The following is a 17,226-nucleotide window of genomic DNA, read 5'->3' as shown; positions in this document are numbered from 1 at the left end:
GGTTATATGAATTTTTATATTCAACAATCGATTCACATACAATTTATACGTATCGGAACGATCGCCAATTCATCCGTGTTTCAAATCGGCAGCGCCGGAATCATAAAACCGCTGTCGAATTTATACAACACAGGACAATTTACTGAACCGGCTCCCGCTCCGTCCGGCCAGGGAAACGGAGTCATTGTGCCTCTCCGTCCACCAAGCATTTCATAGCGATTCACCTTTCATTTGGAAAAGAATATAAATATGGTAACGAATGCAGATAAAGGTGGGGAGAACATCATGAATTACACTATACAATCATTATTGCAATATATTCTAAAATTGGAACAATATCTCCATTCCCAAAGCAAAAGAATCGACCATCTGGAAAAAGGTTTTCTTTACCTTGAAGAACAAATGGAAGAGCTCAAAAACAAGCCATATACAAATATTGAAAAAGTTGAGTACAAATTTGACCAATTGAAAATTGAAACGCTCGAAGGAGTCTTGAATATCGGCTTAAATCCTGCTGATCAGGAAGCAATTGAGCAATTTTCCGTAAAAAATGAAGAACTAAACGTCGATGATGTTCATCACGAATTAAAACAGCAAATATTCGAACAATGTGCTGAAAGCATTCATAGTTATTTACAAGAAGAATGTCCGAAAAAGATTGAAGACTTTGCTAAAAACTATGAATATGAATTAGATGAAACATATAAAGCACTCATCATAGAAGACATTAGAAAACAAATTGAAGGAAGAATTACTTATTATATACAAAGACTCCGTCTCCATGAGCAAACAGATATAAAAGAAAAAATACAATGGATTGAAGAAAAAGTAAAAAAAGATATTGATCAATCGATCGATCATTTTTTTAAACATTTCCCCAATAAAAAGAAAGGCGACGAATTGTCATGAATTTTACCGTCATCAATAACGGTTTGCATGTGAGCATGGTGAGAATCATAGGGGTTTCAAGTTCATCAGTTTTTTTAATAGGGGATGCGGATAAAATCTCTCTTTCTTCCATTTTTGATACGCCACCTGAATCATTAATCATCGGTCCATTTGTTCCTTTGTCATTAGATTAATGTATTTGTTAAAAAGATTTTCGAACATAAGAGTGGCGTATATACACTCAGTAGACATCTGTTCCGTATTCCAAATCGGTGACGCGAAAAAAATTACCCCTAAAACGAATGTTCTGGCAGTTCAGCGGGACTATGAAAAATTTAATACAAAGGAAGGGTCGTTTCGCTCCTATCAGCTTTTCCGCGAATCCATTCCTCAACCTTCCTTTGACGAACAATTTTCCAGCGCATATTCAAACAATTCTCCGAACATATATGTCGATCACGTAAAAATTTTGGGCATCTCATCTTCAAGCATCGTGAACTTTGGAGCAGCCGAAGAAATATGCGCGGAAGCACGAATAAAACATATTCGACAATTGTCTAAAAACGTTGATGGCGACAAAAAACAACGGTAATTTCAACAGGACAAAACATATTGATCCCTGAACAATAGATTTTCTCTACGCATGTGATTTATGAGACAACAAGGAAAAGGATGTTCCTCATGCCAGCGATTGTCGGACCGATAAAAATTAATTCCGTTTCAGGAGGAGTTGTGAATTTCGGAGATTCCTTTTATTTATCTCCAAAATCAGCATCAAAATCCATCAGCGGCTCTGGAAGCAGCTGCACAGGCGATTTTCATATTAATAACAACGGTCTCAGCATAACAAACGGAATCGATCCAGACGTAAATGATCAAAACCAGACGGCAAATGCATAGCCGCCTGGTTCGTTAAAAAGACTTAGTGAAAAATAACGATTGGATTTATATTATGATCCAGAAACACTATTTGCGAGCAGGACATTCAATTTGTTGTCCTGCTCAATAAAAAAAGCGCATTGTCTTGCATTTCAGATCAAAAGACTCTTTTTAGGAATGTGGATGTCCTCATGATGCACAAATAGAGTGAAACTATGAATCGGTTCAAAGAAGCTGAAAACCTGCATTAGTTTTTTCATGGACTGTTATACAGTTAGAAAGCATTCGCACTCACAACATTAACATACAATTCAGTTAATTTCGTAAAGTGATTTTCATCCCGTTGTAAAAGAGGAATTTGATATTTTATAAGACTCGCCTTTTCATAGTCTTATTTTTTTGACGGTAAACTTTTACTCACCCTATTTCAAAACGGGGTAAATTGCAGATGGTACCGTTCTCCTGTTTTTAAGCTTATTTGGAAATGCTGAAACGATTTGTGCATGATGCAGCAGGCGTCACCATCGAACCTGCTTTTTTCGCTTATTTGGAGAATGCTGAAGCAGCATACATCTTGTCAAAACAATGAAAAACGGTTAAAAAAGTACGGATGAGCACAGCAATCAAAACATACTAAGATTAGTATGGGTTGTCTTAGAAAGTCAAAATCCATTGAAAACGAAACATCATAAACATTGATATATCAACGTTTCTAAAACATTAACGGGGCGTCTATAAGCCGGAAAATCGACTTATTAGACAGCCCCGTCATGTTGAGCGGTTAAGATCCTTTAGAGAATGTAATACTTGCTGTTAACTGGTAACGGCATACTAGGTCAGAAATATCCTTGCTTCATGTAATTAAATCGTTTCGATTCGCACGGTCGTTCCATTTCCGGAAGGTTCAGCTGGCTCAATGATCAGCCGCTTAGGCAATCGTTCCCTTAGCTCCTGCACGTGACTGATTACGCCAACGGATAAATTTTGCGATTGCAGTTTTTCCAAAGCCGATACAACCGTATCGAGAAGCTCTGCATCAAGCGTTCCAAACCCTTCATCAAGGAAAAAAAACTGAAGCGGATATTTTCCGCGAAGCTGAATTTGGGTGGACAACGACAAAGCTAAGGCTAAAGAAGTTAAAAATGTTTCTCCGCCAGATAATGTCGAAACAGGTCGTTTTACTCCGCCATTTGCATCGTCACGCATGATAAAACCGCCTTCTGAATCGACTTCAATCGCATATCTTTGTCTTGTCAATTCCCCAAGCCGCTGTGAAGCATCAAAGCTTATTTGTTGAAGCTGTTCCTCAGCCATGTATTCGACAAAACTATTCCCTTTCAGGACGGCTTGAAGTTTTTCTAACCGATTAAGAAGAAGCTGCAACTCTTCTTTCTCTTTTTCTATTTCCACATATCGTTCATGTTTTTCCTTTAACAGCTGCAAATGCTTTGCCGCCGCGCCTCTTTGTTCCATTGCTTCGTTTACTTGCTTTCTAGCTTCTTCTAAGCATTTTTTCGTTTCTTCCCATGTTTCCTGCTTAAGAACAGTTCCGCCTAATTTTTCTTCCAGACGTTCAATTGCAGATGCTACATGCTCCATTTCTTTTTTATATTGATCTAGACTCGTTTGCATAGCCAGTTTTTCTTCTTCCTGCAAAACGGAATTTCTCACTTCATGCACATTTGCAAAAGGAGTCTGCTGTTTTCGGTCGTTCCAATTTTTTTCCGCTTTTTCAAGCTTGCTTATACAGCTTGTCAATTGCTGTTTGGCGGTATGGAGCTGACTTTCAGCTTTTTGATATTCATTTGCCGTTTTTTGGAAAATATCATAAGCTGCTTGTTCATCCCTTTTTAGCTGTTCAAGGGCAAGATCGATCCTCTTAAGTTCTGTTAAAAGGTTTTCCTTTGCAGCTCTTTGCGCTGTGAGCCTTTTCTGTTTATCGGCTATCAGTTCTGCCTGCCTGTCCATTTCTCCTTTTTTGGCAGCTAATTGAGTGGAAAGATTGAGTATTTCTTCCCTTAACCGCTCGATTTCCTGTTCTTTTTCTTGAATAAAGCTGACGCTTTTTTCAATTCGTTCGTGCAGCTGTTCAACGAGCGAGTCTTTTTTACTAATTTCCTTTACATACATCTCGATTTGATCCATATCGAGATCAGCAAACTCTAAATCCCACTTTCTTTTTTCTTCTTCCAGCTGCTCTATTACATTTTGCAATTGTAGCATGATTTCGGATAAGTCTTTTTCCCCAGCATCCAGCAACGGTTCTATTTTTGCTGTAATATGGTTGACTTCACGAATGTCTGCTATTGTTTTTCTTATTGCGTCTTTTATTTCTAAGTAATCTTGGTTCAAAGCTTTCCATTCGATTTTAAATTTGTCATATGCCAAAAGATCATGAGGCTTATCGTCCATCGTAATGATCGGCTCTTCATTAGCCGACGCTATTTCTTTCACTCCGGCAAGGAATGACTGTTCCGCTTGTAAATCTTCAGACAGCTCCTGCAGCTTTTGCTTCAGCGAGGAATACAGCTGTTCGGTTTGATCACATTCTTTGAAAATTCGTTCTAGCTGCTGCGTTGTTTCTTCTAATTTTTTTAAACGTTCAATCGAAAAATGTCTGTTCGGGGCCGGATGATGTGTGGAGCCGCAGACAGGGCAAGGCTCCCCCTCCGTCAACTGCTCGGAAATCAAAGCTGCCGCCTGATTTGTTCTTTCTTCTTCAAGCTGACTTTTTGCAGCCTGTAAATCATCCTTTACTTTTTCTTTAAAAAATTCATGCTCCCGCATTTGGCTGCATAAACGATCATAAACTTTTTGTAATTGATTGAAATTACCTGCCAGGCGTTCGTTTAATTCACTCTTTTTGCGGGCGGACTCGTCAGCCTTTTCCCGCCATTCGTTAAGCTGGTCTTCTTTCTTTTGCTTTTTGCTTTTTAATTCATATTCGTCTTTCATAAGCTGCATGATTTTCAGCTTCTGTTGATATGCTTTTTGGATTTTTTCCCGGAATTCTCTTGAAACTGTTTCTTCTTTCGCCTGCTGTTTTAAAGCCTGCTGCTTCTCTAACGCCCTATTTAATAATTCGCTCGTCTTTCTCTCTGTATGCTGTTTTTCATGCAGCCTCGTTTTCAATGCTTCATAGTCTTCTTTCAGCTTTACAAACGATGCTTCATCCTCTTTGATTTCTGCATCCAATGAGATAAGCTGTTTCAATCGTTCACGTTTTGTTAAAAGCTCCGGCTCTTCAACAGCTTTTTTGGCACGAATCGCTTCAAAAGCTTCCTTTTTTTCTTTATAAAGGCTTGCTAGCTTTTTCTCTTCCTGCTGCCAATGCTCTGTTTCTTTTTCAAAACGGTCCTTTTCCGCTAAATGCTCGAGCACTGCTTCCGCATATGGTTTCAGCATCTCCGCTTGCTCCGCTTTTTTCAGCTTTTCTTCGATTTCTTGAAACCGCTCCTTTTCTTGCTCAAGCTCCTGTCGTTTTTTCTCATAAGTCGTTTTTTCCGTCTGCAAATTCCAGATTGTCTGAATCCGCTCAAATTCTTTTGCTGCCTCATCCAGCTGCTTTTCCCGTTCTTTCAGCACTGTATCACAGCGTATGAACGTTTTTTCTGCCTCTAAAACGGCTTCTTTCGAGGCATCGCCAAGACCTGCTTGTTCCGCTGACAATTCAGCGAATTGCTGTCTTGATTCCAAAAGACGTTTTTTCAGCTTTTTATTTAATTGGTCGCCGAATCGTTCCAAGTTGAACAATCGTTCAAACATTTTCCTTCTTTCCGAGCCTTTTAAAGAAAGAAATTCAGCAAACTTCCCTTGCGGAAGGACAACGGCGCGGGTAAAATCCTCTATCGTCAGCCCTAAAAGCTCGTAAATCTTGTCATTTACATCATTTGTTTTATCTGCCAAAACGACCGTTTCTTCTCCTATTTCGAGAAGCCGGCACAGCCTTGTGTTGATCCTGACATTATCCACCCGCTTAAACGTTCGTTCAACAGTGTATCGTTTTTTTGATCGGCCATCTTCAAGCTCAAATGTAAAACTGACATATAATTGATCTTCCGCATGGTTCATTATCCCTTGCGTATTATTGGCCGCTCGCTCTACTTTTCCATAAAGCGCTAACGTAATGGCATCCAATATCGTTGATTTTCCACTGCCAGTCGGACCAAATATTCCGAAGACACCGCCGTCGCATAATGTTTCAAAATCGACCGTCTGCATCTTTCGATAGCTATTCAGTCCAGCTAAAGAAAGTTTTATCGGCTTCATGACTGTGCTCCTTCCTCTTTTAAGTCTTCAGAGAGCAATGTCATAAACAGTTCAATGAGCTCTGCCTCCGGCTCGGCGCCGCCAGTTTGTTTTTTGTAAAAACGTTTAAACATTTCATCAATCGGGAGATTTTCTCTTCTTTCTTGTTGGATCTTTTCGGTTTCTTTTTCAAAAATCGGCCGGATGTGAATAAAGCCGTCGTGCCATTTTCTCAACCGATGAATTTCTTCTAATGAAAGGCTGTCGGTCAAAAAAATTTCAAGATCAATCCATGCGTTTTTGTCTCTTCCTTCTTCAAGCCACTGGTGAACTTGAAGAAGACCGCCAGTTGCTTTCCATTTCACAAGCGGTTTTCCGCTCGACAAATAAATTTCGGAGACAACCGCGTTCTCGCCGGGTTTTGCATCGATCACTGTGACAGACTTCGTATAACCTGCCTCAGAAAAGCTATAGGCAAGCGGCGATCCGGAATATCTTGCCGGCACATTGGACTTTTTAACATTTTGCGGCCGATGAAGATGCCCCAATGCGACATATTGCGCTTTTTCCGGGAGACTTGTGGCTCGAACTGTATACGCTCCGCCGACTTCAATCGGTCTCTCCGAATCTGTTGTGCTGCCTCCGGCTACATAAAGATGGCTCATGGCAATATTCACCGTATGAGGTTCAAACTCTCTGCTCATCATTGCAAACAAGCCGCGAATTTTTTCATCGTAATGCTCTCTCAATAAGAGTTCATCATATTCGTTTGAAAGCAGTTCATTCAGCCTTGCTTCCGACGGATAAGCAAGCGCCGCCAGCTTCATTGTTTCATTTGTCCGCGGAACTTCAACCGTTAAAACATCGCCTCTTGGGTAGCCGATCAGCTCGATCGCCTGCTCCTTTGCCAGCGGAGCTGCTGCTTGCAATCGTTCCGGACTGTCATGATTTCCGGAAATGATGATAACACGTCTTTTTCCTCTATCAGAAAGTCTTGAAATACTTTCATAAAACAGCTTTTCTGCTCCTGCCGGAGGATTCACCGTATCAAAAACGTCTCCTGCCATCAAAATGACATCAATTTTCTCCTTTACAACAATTTCATACAGTTCATCAAGAAACTGTGCCTGCTCTTTTAGCCTGCTCCGACCTTCAAGCGTTTTTCCGAGATGCCAATCCGCCGTATGCAAGATTCTCAATTGCCTCACCTCTAAAATAGTCTGCAAATCTATAATTTTATGATGAGCCCTGCATCAAAAAAGAATAAATACCGATCATCGACTCGTCTTTTTAAGATTGACTCTACCGCCTTTGCATACAAGTCAATTTGAAATTCATATCGAGAAGCAAGCACCGGCTTTGCCTTTTCAATGGATGGAAAACGATCCTTTACCGCATCCGTTTTGTAATCTAACAGAACGAGCCCATCGTCATCTTCAAAAAGGCAGTCGATCACACCTTGAACGATGACCGTTTCAGTATTGAGAGAACTTCCTTTTTCGTAAATTTCGTTCGCCGGCACTGCCAAATTGAAAGGGATCTCGCGAAAAATTTTTTTTGCGCCTTTTAGGCGTCTACCTAGCGGTGATTCAAAAAATTGCACAATTCCTTCTACATTGACCGCTTCCACCTGCTCCTCCGTTAATATTTCTTTTTTCACGAGAGAATGCACGGTTTGTCGAATCGTTTGTTCCGTCAAGTCTTCACCCAATGGCAAATGCTGCATCACTGTGTGCATGGCCGTTCCTTTTTCTGCTGCTGTAAGAGATTTTGCCTGCATAAATTTCGGACGCTTGTACGAGGAATTCCCTTGTATTTTCTTCTTTATGGAAATGTCGCTGTATTCATCCGAAAATTGAAGTCTTCTTTTGATTTCCGTCACCGATTGCTTCGACCGGAGAGAGGCTGCATCTGAAAAAGGATAGCTCCAGGACAACTGATTTTGCACTTGGTTGGCGAAACTACTTGTTGACTGAACAGGAACGAAATTTCTCAAAGCGTCCATTTTTTCATCCATCATAACCGCTGCCTGCTCATTTTGCTCTTTTAATTTTTCTTCAGGAATCACATCAATTTGCAATTTCACCGGATAAGAGAAGATTTCATCCGCTGCTTCTCTTTCTTCTTCTCGTAAAATTGCCGCATCTTTATGACGGATGACAGCAGGACCGATCCAATCTAAATAACATACTGCCTTTAAACGATCGTAATCTGGAAGCAGCCATTCGCGGTGAGTGAATGATTGCTCCCATTCTTTAAACTTTTTTTCTCCGTCTTTCACTGTGCCGATTAAAAACAGCTTTTCCTTTGCTCTTGTCAAAGCCACATACAATACCCTAAGCTCTTCCGAAAGCATTTCCATCCTCAATTTCTTTTTTACAGCTACATAAGGAAGAGTAGGATACACAATCCGCTTTTTTTCATCGATAAACAGCGAGGCAAACCCTAATTCTTTATCGAGCAAATATTTTTTGGTCAAATCTTTCATATTAAATCGTTTAGATAAACCTGCACAGAAAACAATCGGAAATTCAAGCCCCTTGCTTGAATGAATCGTCATAATTCGGACAACATCTTCCTGTTCTCCTAAAGATCTTGCTGCTCCTAAATCATCGCCCCGTTCCTGCATTCTTTCAATAAACCGCAGGAATCGGAACAATCCCCGAAAGGACGTTTCCTCATATTGCCTTGCTCTGTCATATAATGCCCTTAAATTGGCCTGCCGCTGCTTTCCGCCGGGCATTCCGCCTGCAAAATCAAAAAAGCGGGTATCACGGTACAATTGCCAAATTAAATTCGAAACGGAGCTTTTTCTCGCCAAGTTCCGCCATTGATTGAGCCGGCTGACAAATTCGCTTACTTTTTGATAAAGCTCGCTATGATGGGCTTTTTCTTGCTGCAAAAATGATTCAAGTGCATCGAAATACGGACCGTTTTTCTTATAAAGACGGATGATGGCAAGTTCATTTCCGCTTAAGCCGACAATCGGCGAACGCAGCACAGAAGCGAGCGGAATATCTTGATAAGGATTGTCGATAATTTTTAAAAGCGAAAGCATAATGGCCACTTCTGTTGCTTCAAAATATCCTGTTGATAAATTCGCATACACCGGAATACCTTGCTGCTTAAACTCTTCCATGATTTGCGGCGCCCAAGGCATCGAACGAAGCAGGATCACAATATCTCTGTATGTGACAGGTCTCGTACGATCAAGTTTTCGGTCGTAAACAGGAAAGCCTTCCTGAATAAGCTCTTTTATTTTTTTCGCCATAAGGCGGGCTTCAAGCTGCACCGTTTCCAATTCTTCTTCATCAAATTCAATCATTATTTCTTCTTTTTCTGCTAATTCCTCCTTCCGGCGGTCTATTAGGAGGAGCTCTGTATTCATTCTACTGTTCTCTGGATAACGTGCGCCAAGCTTCAATTCTGCTGCCTCATCATAAACAACTTCGCCTACAGTCTCTCCCATCAATTGTTTGAAAAGAAAATTTGTGGCGTCCAAAACTTCTTTTCGGCTGCGGAAATTTTTAGCTAAATCGATGCGCAAGCCGGAATTCGTTCCGCTGGAGGTAAACCGTTTATATTTCGCCAAAAACAATAACGGTTCAGCCAGCCGGAAACGATAAATGGATTGTTTTACATCGCCGACCATAAATAGATTTCCTTCCGCTTCATGATCTTTTGACACCAGCTTTAAAATCGCTTCCTGCACCAAGTTGGTATCTTGGTATTCATCCACTAATACTTCTTGAAATTGTCGTTTGAAAAACAAAGCAGCATCACTCGGAACAACATTTCCCTTCTCATCTTTTTCTGTTAATATTTGTAAACAATAATGCTCAAGATCCGAAAAATCGACAATTCCTTTTTCTTTTTTCATTGCTTCCAGCCGGACAGCAAATTTTTTCACCAAGTCGGCTAAACAAATCATTGTGCGCTTCATTTTTTTCAAATCAAGCAGCTGGTTTTGAATATCCCTAGAGAAAAGCTCATTTTTTAATTTCTCTATTTCCTTTGTCGCTTTCTTTCTCATTTCCGTCACTTCATCAATGAGCTCTTTTCGATATTCTTCTCCCCTGCATGCCTTGGCGCGTGTCGGTTGAAAAGCTCTCATTTGCTCGGCAAGCTCCTGCCACGATGAAGCGTTTATAATGTTTTCCACCTGCTTCATGTCATCGAGTAAATTTTCAGCCCTTGGAGAAGGGCCGCCCGGCAATTTCGTAATGTCGAGAGCTCTCGCTAACAAATCCTTTATTCCGGAAAGCTGTATCGCTATATCCTTCCGTAAATATTGAAAAAACGGCAAGTCCTCGTATGATTCAGCTTGTTCTATGTCATACATTTGCACCATTTCATCAAGCCATTTTTCCGGGAATGGATTAGATCTAGCAAATTCATAAATGGATCTAATAATTTTTTTGATTTCATCATCTGAGCGATCGCCTGTATATTTGTCAACTAATTCGAAAAATAGTTCATTATGCTCCATTCCGTATTCTTCTTCTAACAATTCATCCATGCAATCTTCCATTAACAGTTCCATTTCTGTTTCGTCCGCTATTCGAAAACCGGGATCAATATCAATTTTGTAATAAAATTTGCGAACGACTTGCAGGCAAAAAGAATGCAATGTTGATATTTGCGCTTTGTTTAAAAGGGTTAATTGGCGGCGCAGATGGAGGGAAGAAGGCTGTTTTCGCAAAGCCTTTGCCAGCGCTTCGCCAATTCTGCTGCGCATTTCTGCAGCCGCAGCGTTTGTAAACGTTACGATTAACAGCCGGTCCACATCTACAGGATGCTGATTGTCGGTCAGCTTGCGAATAATCCGCTCAACTAGAACGGCCGTTTTCCCTGATCCGGCAGCAGCCGCCACTAATATATCTTGTCCGTCGGCAACAATCGCTTTCCATTGTTCATCGGTCCATTGGCCTTTTTCTAACTTTTTCAGCTCATTCTTCATCTGAATCCACCTTCTCCCTTACCTTTTGCAGCACTTCTTCCCCTTTTAAGCTTTTCAATATGCGAAAACGGTTCGTTTCAATCGATTCATCAAATTGACAGACCGATTTAAAGGAACAAAAGGTGCAAGGCGTTTTCTCTTTCATTTTATATGGCGCAATGGAAATATTTCCGTCTGTTATTTCCGTACCGATCCGCTTAAATTCGCGCCGGATATACGAGCGTAATGCATGAAATTCTTCCTCGCTGGCGATTTGAGAATTTGCATAAAATTCCCCGGTTTTCTTTATGCCGGCTTGAACGATTTTGGAATAGCCGCTTTCCAATTTTTGATCCATTAACCGCACCGTTTCTTCGTCTCCAAGCAGCAAGCCTTTCATTTTAAATTTCTTCAAAATTTCTTCTTCTATTTCATCATCCGTTAATAAATCTGGGGACTGTATGAACGGATCATGAATATGGAAATACAGCACCCCTGCTGGAGTCGCTTCTACGCCAAGCCAAGATTGAGAATTGGAAATGACAACATCCAAGTAAGTGAGCATCTGCAGCGCAATGCCGTAATACACTTCTGCCAAATTTAATGTTTTGTCGCTCGATTTAAAATCGACGATGCGAAGCAAAAGACCTTTCGAACTTTCCGCTTTATCCACTCGGTCTATCCTTCCGACGACCTCCAACGTACATCCGTTTTCAAGCTTAAATCGGAACGGGGGGAGCTTGCTTTTTTCATCAAATGATATTTCTAAACCAATTGGGACAAAACCGCTTGCTTTTGCATGTTCGCTTAAAACCTTTGATGCGCGGGCAACAATATTTTGAAGCTTGCGTTTAATATAATAGTGGCGGTTTGTGCTCATTAAAATTTCTTTTTGCAGCTTCGGCGCCAGCTGTTCGACTGCATCATGAGCAAGTCTTTCGCAGTTCTCCTTTGTTAATTCGCGCCATTCTACTTTCATGCTTTGAAGCCGGTCTGCCATCAGCTTTAATGCCGCATGGAACAATTGGCCGATATCCGGCGCTTCCAATCTGTAATACTCCCGTTCTTTTAACTTTAAGCCGTGAGAAGCAAAGTGGGCAAAAGGACATGCCCGAAACCGCTCCATCCTTGAAACGCTTCCTTGTATTTTCCGTCCATATAATTTTCTGCTTACCTCTTCGGATAAAGGTCTTTCTGTATTTGAATAAAACAGGCTGGCAATCGCCTTTTTCGCTTTGCTGCTCCATTCTTGATCATATACAAAGTAATTGTAAACATCCCACCACAGCTCATGGAGAGGATACTGCTTTTTCCAATTTTGCAATTTTGAAGTTAAAACAGACAAAGAAACATTCGGACTGACAATAAAAGAAAGCTGTTCTTCCGCCTCCTCACTTTCCGGTTCATTAAGAGAGATCATTTCCTTAGCATCTGGAAATATTTCTTTTAACCGTTTGACAATAATAGACGGCATGAGCGCTTTTCCTTCTTCATCCGCCAAAGAATACGATAAATACAGCTTTTGCTTAGCAGACGTGAGCGCTAAATAAATCAAAAAATTTTCATCCAGCAATTTTCTTCGAGCTGTCGGCGCTAGCTTCACCCCATTATGATATAGAAGCTCTCTTTCATCATCTGTTAAAACCCCGTCTTCCACCGGTTTTGCCGGAAGCACTCCGTCATTTGCTCCTGCAATAAATGCCGTCTTAATGCCATATAAACGTGACCGGTCAAGTGTTGCGACAATCACTTGGTCAATGGCCGGCGGAACGAGAGAAAATTTCATCGATTCCATTCCGGTTTCGACCATTTCCCTAAACAAATGAATGGAAATTTCCTGATCGCCCATAATTTCTACAAATTCATCCAATAGCTCTATCACAGCATTCCAAACTTGATCATGCTCCCTTGCTTCAATCAAGTTCCCTCCATTTTCCGCATCTAGACGAAGAAGCTCCAGCTTATCAGGCACTTTTGTTTGTTCTAAATACATATATAGCGCTTCGGCCATATCCCTGCCGGTTTTGGCGCGTTTCATCTTATTTTCCAATGCTTGCAGAGGCTCCACAATCAGCTTCCGTAATTGATTGATCCGTTTTTCTATTTCCTCTTCTTCATCTGTCTTTTTGTCGTTGTCATAGAATGAATGGTACTTCCTGTACGTCCAGCCGGCTTGATCCGTCCATTTTTTCCCTTGAATACCATAGGCAAGCACATAATTTTCTAATTGATCCATTTCTTTTCTCATTTCGGCTTTATCGGCATCTAGCGGGTAAAGAAATTCTGTTTTAATCGTTCTGAAAACAGCTTCATACCGCCAGTTTCCGGTTATGACTTCCAAGCTCGAGCGGATAAATTCGATCAGCGGATGATATGTCATTGAGCTTTTTTCATCTATAAAAAAAGGAATCTCGTAATCTTGAAACAATTGCTCCAGCAAATCTCTGTAATCGGACATGTTTCTAATAAGCAGTGCAATCTCCCGAAATCGCACTCCCTCATCCCGAACGAGGCGGATAATTTCTCTAGCAATCCCTTCAATTTCGGCGCGTCTATTCACCGCTTGCATAAATACAATCGCGCTGTCTCCGTGAAAAGGTTCGGGAGTATGGGAAGAGTACATTTTTTCTAGATGAACAAGTGACGGCTCTTCAATAAAACGTTTCCGGTCAGTCATATATGCTACTTCATCAATGGAAATATTATTTCGTTCAGCCATTTTTTTCAGCAAAGAAAAGGTTTCAGCCGTCATGTAAAATAAATGAAGCTCGTCGGCAACGGCCTCTTCAGGCGGTTTATCCAATGTGAGAGCAATTGTTATAGAAGAAGCTGTTTTCATCATCGATTCGATTACTTGCAATTCTTGAGGCGTAAAATTGTGAAAGCCGTCGATATAAATTTCCGCTCCGTCCATGTAGCTTGATTCATAAATCTTCTCTGAAAGAAGCTGCAAATAATCCTCTGAATCTATGTATTTATCAGCAAATAATTTTTCCACGGAACGATAGATGCCCGCCAAATCTTTCAATTTATCGGAAAGAATCCGCTCTCTATGATCATGGCTTTCCGCTAATTTTTTTACTTGATCATCCAGCATATCTGGACTGATGATATATCTTTTCATTTCTGTAATCATCTGTTCGATATGCTCAATAAAGCCTTTTTTTTCACTGGCTTTGGAAAACACTTTAAATTCGTGCTTTTTTTCTTCGATGATTTTTCGAAGAAACATGTTCATGCCTGTTTGGGAAATAAAGGTACGGCTGATGCCTCCTTCCTCCTGCAGCACCCTCCACGCCAAACGGTTGAAGCTCAATACTTGTGCTCTAATGATTCCTCCTAATTCCGGAGTTTTCATCAGTTCATATTCCATTTGAAAAGTCATTTGATCTGGAACAAGAAACAAAATAGGTTTTCCATTATACGGATCTTCTTTTAATTTTTCCCTAATTTTGTTTAAGATTGCCGTCGTTTTTCCTGTGCCGGATGAACCGACCAAAAACTTAATACCCATGAAATCTCCCCCCTTCAGAAGGCATCCAAACGGAAAATGGGACAATTTTCTTGTCCCATTCTGATTTCGTGTTTATGAATACATTTATTTTACTGTAAATGGTTTTGAAAATCCATTGATTCGGACAATCCGAATTTCCAACTAATAGGAATCATCGTTTACGGTTTTACCTCTCCGATCACATTTTTTTCATGAACAAAGCCAAAATGCCGGCTGTCCCTGCTGTTTAACCGATTGTCGCCAATGACAAAAATACATTTTTCCGGCACCGCTTCTTTTCCAGTTATTTCTTTTAATGTAAAATTCCCTGTGATCGGATTTCCATATACTTTTTCTTTATTTTTCTTTAAAAATGGTTCCGGTACATATTTCCCATTCACATATAATTTGTCGTTTCGATATTCAATTTTTTCTCCTGGAAGGCCGATGACCCTTTTAACCAAAACTTGCTTTTCGCCGGGCATCTGAAACACGACAATGTCAAACCGTTCAATTTTATTAAACCGATTCGTCAATTTATTTATATAAAAATGATGGCCTTCTTTTAAGGTGGGCTGCATCGATACGCCATCAACAGTGTACGCGGCAAACGCAATATTTTTAATTAAAACGGTTGATAAAAGAGCTGAAGTGACGATTCCCGCAATAACTCGTTTTTTCCTCACGGCTCTTCACCTACTTTTTATCTTTTCGTTTAATTAACGAAACATTTAAACGCTGCTCAATCCTTTTTCCGATAAACCACATGAGCGCCATCACAACAAACACAATGATCAACCGGACGGGCTCTTCAATCAGCTCCCGTAAATCATACCCTGATAAGCTAAGCATAAAAATCATCACGAGCTTCCCTGATAAAACAGCGAGCGCAAACTGCCACACATTGATTTTGGAAAGACCGGCTACTACATTTACAAGCGCAGAAGGCGTAAAAGGGAAACAGAGCATTAAAAATAAAGGAGCAAAGCCGTGCCGTTCGACCCAGTTCATCATTCGTCTTACTTTTTCATGTCTGCTTAAAAAATTTAAAAAACGCTTCCGGCCAAACTTTCGCACTAAAAAAAACACGAGCAATGCGCCTGCCGATGAACCGATCCACGAGTACAAAAAGCCGAACCAAAGTCCAAATGAATTAGCGTTCGCAATTACAAACAGAATAAGAGGCAAGAACGGAAAAAAAGCCTCAAGCATCGGAAGCAGAATCCCTGGAAGAGGTCCGAGCGCTCGGTATTCTTTAAAGAATCGTTCAACATCTTCTAATGTAATGGAATCGAAAAATGCAATGACATCCATATCTTAACTCCTTACTTCAACATCTCCTTTTATTTTACACCTTTTGAGCATAAGTTGAAAAATTTTGCCGAAAAAAATTAATTGAAATGATTTATTTTCCTGTTTTATAATAAAAAACAGAACATACGTTCCTTTTGAAGCGAGGTATTCCCTATGTCGAAAATACCAACCGACATTCGCCATTTGATTGAACAGTCGATCTACTTACCGATGACTGCTACGGTGCTGAACAAAGACATGAATGTCGTAAAAAAAAGTCCATTCAAGCTGAAAGATCCTTATTTGCATCTAATTGAAGAGGCGTTAAAGCTTGTACAAAAAGATTTGGCAGAGGTTCGCAAAGAATTGCGCAGACAAAAGGTGAAAGTTTTAAAAGCCAAACAGGATGAAGCATTCACAACGTACACTTTCTACTATAACGGCTACGAAGAACACCACAGCTACTTCAATCCAAGAATCCGAAATAAAGTAAATGAACTGATTGAACATTATTTGTTTAAAACTGAAAAAAAATCTGGCATTCCAACCTCTTAGACTTTTTATCTTAAAAGAAAGACAACGGCCAAACCGTTCGCTACAGAAGATGAGGGAACAGGACTATTTGTTTCGCCCGTTGAATGCCTGTCCCCTTATAACAGAAAAAATGAAATCTCCCCCATTTTCTAACACGGAAAAAAGCACGCAAATTGACAGCTTGCGTGCCGGAAGATAAAGCTTATCCATCTTCTTTTCTGAATTCGCGAACGAGCTGTTCATAAATATATGCATGCTGCTCCTTCGGAAAAAGGATTGTGTTCATGCGGCGCTGCTCCTGCTCAATTCTTGAAGAGATAATCGTTCGAAGATGTGCCGTTTTATAAAATTGATGGGAAAAAGAAGATGGAGATATGTCAGCAACTATTTTCTGACCGTTACGGAATATGACTTCCGTACAATTCGAATCTGTTTTCATAAAGCGGGAAATGTGGGAATGGGAAAACCAGGCGCACTGATGCCTTGCGGGTGAATGAGTAGGAAAAAAATAAAGGGAATTGGCAGGATCAATGACAATCGGAAGCTTTTTTGTTATGCCAAGCAGCCCTTTTGATCCTTCAACTCTTCCTTTAAAGCTTGAACCATAATAACGGCAGCTTTGATCAATAACATAAACAGGTCGAATAGGTACTATGCGCTCTCCGCTAGTTTCCAAAATTTTAGCGTACAAGTGATGTTCTTTTCTAAAAGGCAAAATTGCCATTGTTTCCCCATTTACAATACATTTTTCTGCCTCAAACTGCTTCGTACTCACCAGCATTCTTACCTCCTAATTTTTTCTATATAATAGTTCTTTTTCACTGATTCAAATCTATCATAAAAATTCCAAAATTTCTATATTTTTTTAAATTTTTTTAAATACAAAGCATTAGATCAAGGTAAGATGTTATTGTTAATATAATTTTTCTAAAAATTACAAATTATAAGTTGA

The 17,226-nt window shown here is 40.2% G+C and carries 13 protein-coding genes; 6 read left to right on the top strand and 7 right to left on the bottom strand.

What is annotated here, in order from left to right; translation table 11 throughout:
• Positions 1-6 precede the first annotated feature (6 nt).
• From NSU19_RS05420 to NSU19_RS05400, 5 genes are all read left to right on the top strand, one after another.
• Positions 7-216 carry a spore germination protein GerPB gene (locus tag NSU19_RS05420; RefSeq protein WP_063386632.1) on the top strand — a complete coding sequence of 70 codons (210 nt, stop codon included), beginning with the start codon at positions 7-9 and terminating at the stop codon, positions 214-216.
• 69 nt (positions 217-285) lie between these two features.
• Entirely contained in the window at positions 286-909 is a 624-nt protein-coding gene (gene gerPC, locus NSU19_RS05415) for a spore germination protein GerPC (RefSeq protein WP_339199095.1), read from the top strand.
• A complete protein-coding gene (locus tag NSU19_RS05410; RefSeq protein WP_339199093.1) occupies positions 906-1,082 on the top strand; it encodes a spore gernimation protein GerPD in 177 nt (58 codons plus the stop codon). The genes gerPC and NSU19_RS05410 overlap by 4 nt, the downstream gene beginning before the upstream one ends.
• Before the next feature lie 5 nt (positions 1,083-1,087).
• The gene (locus NSU19_RS05405; protein ID WP_339199091.1) at positions 1,088-1,480 is read left to right on the top strand and encodes a spore germination protein GerPE; all 393 of its coding nucleotides are present in this window, start codon (positions 1,088-1,090) and stop codon (positions 1,478-1,480) included.
• Between the two features lie 89 nt (positions 1,481-1,569).
• Positions 1,570-1,788: a spore germination protein gene (locus tag NSU19_RS05400; RefSeq protein WP_063386628.1), complete on the top strand. Its 219-nt coding sequence runs from the start codon at positions 1,570-1,572 to the stop codon at positions 1,786-1,788.
• Positions 1,789-2,628: 840 nt separating this feature from the next.
• On the opposite strand, the gene NSU19_RS05395 is transcribed toward NSU19_RS05400, so the two are convergent.
• The 6 genes from NSU19_RS05395 to NSU19_RS05370 all read right to left on the bottom strand — a co-directional run bounded on the left by NSU19_RS05395 (position 2,629) and on the right by NSU19_RS05370 (position 15,761).
• On the bottom strand, positions 2,629-6,036 hold the full coding sequence (locus NSU19_RS05395) for an SMC family ATPase (RefSeq protein WP_339199089.1): 3,408 nt from the start codon (positions 6,034-6,036) through the stop codon (positions 2,629-2,631).
• Positions 6,033-7,214: an exonuclease SbcCD subunit D gene (locus NSU19_RS05390; protein WP_339199087.1), complete on the bottom strand. Its 1,182-nt coding sequence runs from the start codon at positions 7,212-7,214 to the stop codon at positions 6,033-6,035. The genes NSU19_RS05395 and NSU19_RS05390 overlap by 4 nt, the downstream gene beginning before the upstream one ends.
• A 29-nt stretch (positions 7,215-7,243) precedes the next feature.
• Positions 7,244-10,975 carry a helicase-exonuclease AddAB subunit AddA gene (addA, locus tag NSU19_RS05385; RefSeq protein ID WP_339194641.1) on the bottom strand — a complete coding sequence of 1,244 codons (3,732 nt, stop codon included), beginning with the start codon at positions 10,973-10,975 and terminating at the stop codon, positions 7,244-7,246.
• Positions 10,965-14,468 (bottom strand): helicase-exonuclease AddAB subunit AddB, encoded by a 3,504-nt coding sequence (addB, locus tag NSU19_RS05380; RefSeq protein WP_339194637.1) that lies wholly within the window; start codon positions 14,466-14,468, stop codon positions 10,965-10,967. Before addB ends, addA begins: the two co-directional genes overlap by 11 nt.
• A 158-nt stretch (positions 14,469-14,626) precedes the next feature.
• Positions 14,627-15,133: a signal peptidase I gene (gene lepB, locus NSU19_RS05375; RefSeq protein ID WP_063386623.1), complete on the bottom strand. Its 507-nt coding sequence runs from the start codon at positions 15,131-15,133 to the stop codon at positions 14,627-14,629.
• Between the two features lie 10 nt (positions 15,134-15,143).
• Positions 15,144-15,761, bottom strand: a complete 618-nt coding sequence (locus NSU19_RS05370; RefSeq protein WP_063386622.1) for a TVP38/TMEM64 family protein — start codon at positions 15,759-15,761, stop codon at positions 15,144-15,146.
• A 153-nt stretch (positions 15,762-15,914) separates the two neighbouring features.
• Here NSU19_RS05370 and NSU19_RS05365 point away from each other — a divergent pair, with 153 nt between their 5' ends.
• The gene (locus tag NSU19_RS05365) at positions 15,915-16,295 is read left to right on the top strand and encodes a hypothetical protein (RefSeq protein ID WP_063386621.1); all 381 of its coding nucleotides are present in this window, start codon (positions 15,915-15,917) and stop codon (positions 16,293-16,295) included.
• A gap of 181 nt (positions 16,296-16,476) precedes the next feature.
• Here the strand turns inward: NSU19_RS05365 and NSU19_RS05360 are convergent, their stop codons facing one another.
• Positions 16,477-17,055, bottom strand: coding sequence for a competence protein ComK (locus NSU19_RS05360; RefSeq protein ID WP_339199085.1), 579 nt, complete (start codon positions 17,053-17,055; stop codon positions 16,477-16,479).
• Positions 17,056-17,226: the final 171 nt, after the last annotated feature.

The sequence above is a fragment of the Aeribacillus sp. FSL k6-2211 genome (assembly GCF_037966125.1).
Taxonomy (GTDB): Bacteria; Bacillota; Bacilli; order Bacillales; family Aeribacillaceae; genus Aeribacillus; species Aeribacillus composti.
The sequence above is the reverse complement of the archived record's forward strand: the minus strand, read 5'-3'. Positions and strand labels throughout refer to the sequence as shown.